This is a genomic window from Zhongshania sp. (assembly GCF_041623545.1).
Lineage (GTDB): Bacteria > Pseudomonadota > Gammaproteobacteria > Pseudomonadales > Spongiibacteraceae > Spongiibacter.
On sequence record NZ_JBFJWS010000278.1, the window covers coordinates 1 to 4,251 of the forward strand.

6 protein-coding genes are annotated in these 4,251 nt (G+C 52.8%); 2 read left to right on the forward strand and 4 right to left on the reverse strand.

All coding sequences use genetic code 11. The features are described from left to right. On the reverse strand, nt 1-595 hold a 595-nt coding region (locus tag ABYT30_RS16325), incomplete at its 3' end, for an alkaline phosphatase (protein WP_373097526.1). Between the two features lie 128 nt (nt 596-723). Here ABYT30_RS16325 and ABYT30_RS16330 point away from each other — a divergent pair. Next, complete coding sequence (locus tag ABYT30_RS16330) at nt 724-1,158, forward strand: hypothetical protein (RefSeq protein ID WP_373097527.1); 435 nt, start codon at nt 724-726, stop codon at nt 1,156-1,158. Here ABYT30_RS16330 and ABYT30_RS16335 read toward each other — a convergent pair. The 3 genes from ABYT30_RS16335 to cobU are packed head-to-tail and all read right to left on the reverse strand — an operon-like array spanning nt 1,155 to nt 3,345. Beyond that, a complete protein-coding gene (locus ABYT30_RS16335) occupies nt 1,155-1,766 on the reverse strand; it encodes a histidine phosphatase family protein (RefSeq protein WP_373083364.1) in 612 nt (203 codons plus the stop codon). The genes ABYT30_RS16330 and ABYT30_RS16335 overlap by 4 nt on opposite strands. Then, on the reverse strand, nt 1,759-2,805 hold the full coding sequence (cobT, locus tag ABYT30_RS16340; RefSeq protein WP_373083365.1) for a nicotinate-nucleotide--dimethylbenzimidazole phosphoribosyltransferase: 1,047 nt from the start codon (nt 2,803-2,805) through the stop codon (nt 1,759-1,761). Before cobT ends, ABYT30_RS16335 begins: the two co-directional genes overlap by 8 nt. A gap of 24 nt (nt 2,806-2,829) precedes the next feature. Continuing rightward, complete coding sequence (cobU, locus tag ABYT30_RS16345; RefSeq protein ID WP_373097528.1) at nt 2,830-3,345, reverse strand: bifunctional adenosylcobinamide kinase/adenosylcobinamide-phosphate guanylyltransferase; 516 nt, start codon at nt 3,343-3,345, stop codon at nt 2,830-2,832. A 97-nt stretch (nt 3,346-3,442) separates the two neighbouring features. Between cobU and ABYT30_RS16350 the strand changes: the two genes are divergently transcribed. Continuing rightward, on the forward strand, nt 3,443-3,997 hold the full coding sequence (locus ABYT30_RS16350) for a cob(I)yrinic acid a,c-diamide adenosyltransferase (RefSeq protein WP_373083368.1): 555 nt from the start codon (nt 3,443-3,445) through the stop codon (nt 3,995-3,997). The last annotated feature ends 254 nt before the right edge of the window (nt 3,998-4,251 follow it).

The window sequence follows — 4,251 nt, forward strand, 5'->3', positions numbered from 1 at the left end:
ACTCACCTTCGCCGTATTCGTAAATATAATCGCCAAGGTGCAAAACAAAATCGAGATCGGTGCGATTAGCGATCATCCGATACACCGAGAAATAACCATGTGGATAGCTGCTGCAAGAACACACTGCAAAACGTAAATGCTTGGCATATTGGCCAGGCATTGGCAAGGTCAACGCGCGGCCGACCGGAGATTGCCGCGGGCCTACTGAAAAGCGATACCAATAGTGGCGTTCCGACATTAATCCAGCCGCATCGATCTTAACGGTATAGTCTCGCTCTGGCCCCGTGATCAAATTCTCTGCCAATACGATATGCTCAAAGGCCGGATCTTCGGCGACTTCGCACAGTACATGAATACTTTCTATACTAGCTTCATCCGGCGTGAGTCGTGTCCACAAAATAACGCGATCATCTAGCGGATCGCCACTTGCAACACCGTGTGCAAACGAGACTGCAGGCACGGCAACGGGACTACCAGCAGGAGGTTTGCTAGACTCTGGCACCCGTTTGGAATTGCCGTTGCTACCACAGGCTGTCAGTATAGGCACCGCGATAGACACAGTACTCATGGCGCGAAGAAAATGGCGTCGGTTCACGTAAATCTCACCCCTGCAGTCATTAAAAGTAACGGCATGATATACACGGGGTGTTACAGTTAAATTTCAGCGACAAGGCCAAGGCAGCGCCAATCCTTGCCACCCAAAACTAGTGAGATCGAAGTCGAATGTATAAAGCCTTATTAATTTTTGTCTGCACCGCGGTGATGGCCTGCAGCAGCAAGCCCATTCCATTTACAGATTATATTGTTAGTAATTTGCTGCGCGATAATTTGATGGGACTTGCTGAGCCGCCAATATTTAGCGTTGAGGACATTACGATTATTCAAATGCAAAACCAAGAAGAAAGTGGAAACGCGATTGTCGACGTGCGCCTTCACTTCCTAAATGATTTCGACACTGTCGCCAAACTACATAAATTAGAACCACACAATATGGTTTACAAACAGTACCAGAGTAGCTTTGGCACATTTGCGGCCGGCGAGCAGCAGGTGCATCACGCGGAATACCAATTTCAACGCCGAGGCAGTAAATGGTTTATTGTTGGCAGTCGGGCGCTGTCACCGCCAGATATTCTGCCAGCGACTGCGAGTGCACTTTAAAAGTGACTCGCCAATTGCACCCAAGGCGTCTTACCTTCTTGGCGGTAAACTTTAAAACGCGTTAGGCCAGCGTAGGGCACATTAATTCGAGTCATGGCGCCCATCGGCATACCCAAAAAATGACACATCATGACTCTAATCACCGCGCCGTGTACCACCAGCAGCACAGACTGCCCTTGATACGCCTCGGCAATAGCATCTAGCTCGCTCGTAATGCGCTGACAAAAATCTGGCATGGCCTCGCCACTAGGGGGGCTCGCCTCGGCGGGGGATTCCCAGAAATCCGCCCACTCTTTCGGATAGCGCTTTCTCGCCTCAGCGTGAGGCAGGCCTTCCCAGTCGCCAAAATGCATCTCACGGAGGTTTTCGCGCACCGCCATTGGCGCAGACCTTTGTGCAGATAAATCCTCTGCAAAGCGCAGACAGCGCTGCAAGGGCGAACTCACAATATGGTCCCACGACGCATCTCCCGCCGCCGCAACCTTATCGCGCATTTGCTGCCAGCCTAGATCGCTCAGCGCCACATCAGTGCTACCGCGAAAAATTTCGCCGCCTTCGCAGGCGCCATGACGCAGTAAATCGATGCGGGTTTCTGTCACCTTAGTCATTGCCGCGACTCACGCCCGCTTGTTCAAAACTGGCCATTTCAATTTGCAGACGACACGCCGCCTGCATAATGGGCAAGGCTAGCGCCGCGCCGGTGCCTTCACCCAAACGCATATCCAATTGCAGTAAAGGTTCGGCTTCCAACTTATTCAATAAACGACTGTGACCGGGCTCGGCGGAACAGTGAGAAAAGAATAACCACGGCCGGATAGACGGATTAATTTTCACTGCTGAAATCGCAGCAGCCGTGCAAATATAGCCATCGACCAAGACCACTATGCCGCGCTGGGCTGCGCGAATATAAGCGCCCGCTAGGGCATTAATCTCGTAGCCACCAATGCGCCGCAATACCTCAACGCCATTTTTCATATGGGGCAAATGGCGAGACATTGCGCGGGTAACCACCGCCGCTTTTTTTGCTAAAACCTGATCGCTAATGCCAGTACCGCGTCCGACCATCGCGGTAGCCGACAAACGCGTATGGGCAACGGCCAGCGCCGCCGCGGCAGTGCTATTGCCGATACCCATTTCACCGCCGATGAACACATCAATGTCGCCAGCCTGATCAATTATATTGCGGCCCACAGCCAGTGCTTCTTCGCACTGCTCCAAGGACATCGCCTCGGTAACGCACATATTCTGGGTACCCGCACCTACCCGTAAATCCTGGACATTAGGCAGATCTTCCAGCGCATAAACGGTGCCGACATTCACCACCGTAAAATCAATGCCCATCGATTTCGCGAGGACACTAATGGCAGCACCACCATTAGCGAAATTGCGCACCATTTCTGAGGTGACAGTCTGAGGGTAAGCAGAAACATCTTCGGTAGTGACACCATGGTCCCCGGCAAATACCGCAATCAAGGCCTTGTTCGCGTGGGGTTCCAAGGTGCGCTGAACCGCCGACATCTGCACCGCCACATTTTCAAGGCGGCCTAAGGCGCCACGGGGCTTGGTTAAACTATTTTGGCGCGCTATCGCTGCCGCCCGCATGTCTTCGTCGGCTTCCGGTGCCGCTTCCTCGTACCAATGACTCATGCCTATTCCCTATTGATCTCTATTTTAATTTTTTAAAACTTGCTCTAAACCCGCAGTAACAAATACAACCCTATTCGCTATTGCGGCTATATCTTGGTGCAAACGCCCCGCTTCATCCACAAAACGGCGAGTCAGCGAACCCATGGGGACAATACCTTGCCCGACTTCATTGCTGACCAAAACAATATGGCCCGGCGCGGTCGTTAAGGTATGCAAAAACTGGCCCTTTACCTGCAGCCAACGCTCATCATCTTCCTTGGCCAGCCAATTGCTCAACCACAAAGTTAGGCAATCCACTAAGATTGCCGTCTGCGGTGAAGCATATTGCCGTATCGCCACAGACAATTCCTCGGGTGCCTCTACAGTACGCCAATCATCCGCTTCACGCTGCTGCTGATGATGACTAATTCTCGCTGCCATTTCAGGATCACCGGCGGTTGCGGTCGCCAGATAAATCCGCTGCCGATTAGCGTCGCAAATTCGCTGTTCCGCCAACCGGCTTTTCCCCGACCGGGCACCGCCCAAATACAATTCCAGCACAAAGCCACTCCAGCAAGGCGACGAGACTGCCACCGTTTCACGATCTGACGTATAGTAAACCGCTTATTCTACAAGACTGGACTTCATTGAGGGAAATATGGGACATCGATTATCCAAGATTTACACGCGAACCGGCGACGACGGCACCACTGGCCTCGGTGATGGTTCGCGAATCGACAAAGATCACTGCCGCATGGAAGGCATTGGCACCATCGACGAAGTAAATTCTTTTATCGGTTTACTCATGGCCGAACTGCCCGCGGCAGATCCCTACCTGCCACTACTGGCACGTATCCAACACGATTTATTTGATTTGGGTGGTGAGTTGGCCGTACCGGGCTACACCATGATTAGTCCAGAACGAGTTGGTGAGCTGGAGACCAGCCTCGACGAATTAAACGCCGACCTGCCGCCGCTAAAGAACTTCATCCTACCCGGAGGCAGCAAAGCGGCCGCGCTTTGTCACATGGCTCGCTCAGTATGCCGCCGCGCAGAACGCTGCTTAGTTGCCCTGAGCAAGACCGACGAGGTCAACGCCACTGGCCGCAAATACTTAAACCGCTTATCGGATTTTTTGTTTGTGATGGCGCGACTACTGGCCCTGCGCGACGGTGGCCAGGAAGTGTTATGGGTACAGGCGGATAAGCGCTAAAAGGACCGCTAGAGGTCCGGTGTCGGACGTCGGACGAGGGCTTTAGTGCTTACTTTTAGGTTCAAACCTTGTTGCTGAGATGGGCCCCTGCCTTCGCAGGGGCGACGAGCAAACATTACCTTGGCGTATCTGCTCGCTAGGTAAGCCCGAGAGCACAGCGTATGCATTAGGTGCAAGCGCCTGATGCCGAACTCTGTTGCTGGAGTTGACTCACGCCATCAAGAGTGACGACCCTATTGGATTATTATGGCAGG

What these genes read in the sequence shown, in the direction of transcription:
- ABYT30_RS16350 (WP_373083368.1), top strand. Translation starts at nt 3,443, where the DNA reads ATGGGACATCGATTATCCAAGATTTACACGCGAACCGGCGACGACGGC.
- cobT (WP_373083365.1), bottom strand. Translation starts at nt 2,805, where the DNA reads ATGAGTCATTGGTACGAGGAAGCGGCACCGGAAGCCGACGAAGACATG.
- ABYT30_RS16335 (WP_373083364.1), bottom strand. Translation starts at nt 1,766, where the DNA reads ATGACTAAGGTGACAGAAACCCGCATCGATTTACTGCGTCATGGCGCC.
- ABYT30_RS16330 (WP_373097527.1), top strand. Translation starts at nt 724, where the DNA reads ATGTATAAAGCCTTATTAATTTTTGTCTGCACCGCGGTGATGGCCTGC.